Annotated in this window: 2 protein-coding genes; both read right to left on the bottom strand. The window is 41.1% G+C overall.

Translation table 11 applies throughout. From position 1 onward, the window contains the following. Nucleotides 1-285: ATP-binding cassette domain-containing protein (locus A3729_RS04425; protein ID WP_369820075.1), on the bottom strand; the 285-nt coding region annotated here is incomplete at its 3' end. Between the two features lie 21 nt (nucleotides 286-306). Continuing rightward, on the bottom strand, nucleotides 307-1,413 hold the full coding sequence (locus A3729_RS04420) for an amino acid ABC transporter permease (protein WP_231872152.1): 1,107 nt from the start codon (nucleotides 1,411-1,413) through the stop codon (nucleotides 307-309). Nucleotides 1,414-1,527: the final 114 nt, after the last annotated feature.

The raw sequence follows: 1,527 nt of genomic DNA, 5'->3' as shown, positions 1-1,527 counted from the left end.
ACGGATCGCTTCGATATTCTTAACGTCTTCGATCATCTCAACACCATTCACAACCAAAGACCCTCTTTGAAACTCTTCCAGTCGGTTGATACAACGAATCATCGTCGATTTACCTGAACCAGATGGTCCACAGATAACAATTCGTTCACCCTTTTTGACACTTAAGTTTATATCTTTGAGCACATGGAAATTGCCATACCATTTATTCAGATCTTTAATTTCAATAACGTTATCTTTACTGCCCAGAACCTCAGAGTTTTGGCTTTTTACATCTGTTTTCATCATTAATCTCCGTAGTAGACAGCGCTATTTATTATTATGGCTGGTATCCAGCTTGCGTTCGATATTACTGCTGATCATTGACATACCAAAGCAGCAACACCAAAAGACCATAGCGACAAATAAGTAGCCTTCCGTTGCATGTCCCCCTAACCAGTTTGAGTTATTCAAAGCAGTTTGAGTGGTACTGAGCATTTCAAATATACCGATGATCAAAAGGAAGGTAGTATTTTTGAATAGCATAACGAAGGTAGCAAGAATATTGGGCATCGATACTTTGATCACCTGGGGCAATATAATCAGCAAAGTTTTCTGCCAATAACTTAGGCCAAGCGAGTCAGCGGCTTCGTATTGCCCTTGGGGAATTGCTTGAAAGCCACCCCTAAATACTTCTGCCATATAGCCCGACATAAATAGAATCAGAACAATCCACACCCTAAGTAATTTATCTACGCTGGTGCCTTCAGGAAAAAATAATGGCAGCATTACCGAGCCCATAAAAAATAGGGCTAAAACCGGGGTTCCCCTAAAAAACTCGATCAACAAAATACAGACACTACGTATAAAAGGCATCTCCGATCGTCGACCTAGGGCCCATAAAAAGCTCAACGGAAAAGCAATAATAATACTCGCTGACGCCAAAAAGATATTCAGTGCAAAGCCACCCCATAAGTCAGTACTTACTGTCATCAAACCAAACAGGCTACCGTCCAGAAATGTCGCACAGACAAATGGAAATAACAAAAATACCGGGACGCCAATCTTATTCCGAAGATCTTTTGGCAAGACATAAGGCAAAGCAATGACAGCAGCGAGACTCAATAAAGCAAGATTCACTCGCCACAGTTCTGAGCTGGGGTAACTGCCATACATAAATTGTTGCATCCAGGCAGAAACAAATACCCAACACGCGCCTTCTTTAGAGCAAGCTTCCTGGCTGTCACCACTCCAGTCGGCTGAAAAAATCAGCCAATCCAGCATGCCAGGAACAACGGAGAATAAAATTGCTAGGATAATAATAGTAGCTGTTGAATCGAAGATATTAGAAAAAAGGTTTTCTTTAATCCAGCCAATGACACCAACTGTATCCTTGGGTGCCGGTTTATCAGGCAGCGCTTTAAACTCTCTCATCATTTACTTCCTTTCCACCAAAGCGACTTTCGAATTGAATCGATTCATAACAAAGGAAATACACATGTTTATGACAAAATAGACCGCCATTGTCATAAATACGATTTCTATCGCTTG

Source organism: Oleiphilus sp. HI0043 (genome assembly GCF_001634935.1).
Note: the sequence above shows the minus strand (reverse complement) of the source record. Positions and strands in the feature narration are given on the sequence as shown.

Excerpts from the sequence above, each read along its gene's own strand:
- A3729_RS04420 (WP_231872152.1), bottom strand. The coding sequence starts at position 1,413 with ATGATGAGAGAGTTTAAAGCGCTGCCTGATAAACCGGCACCCAAGGAT.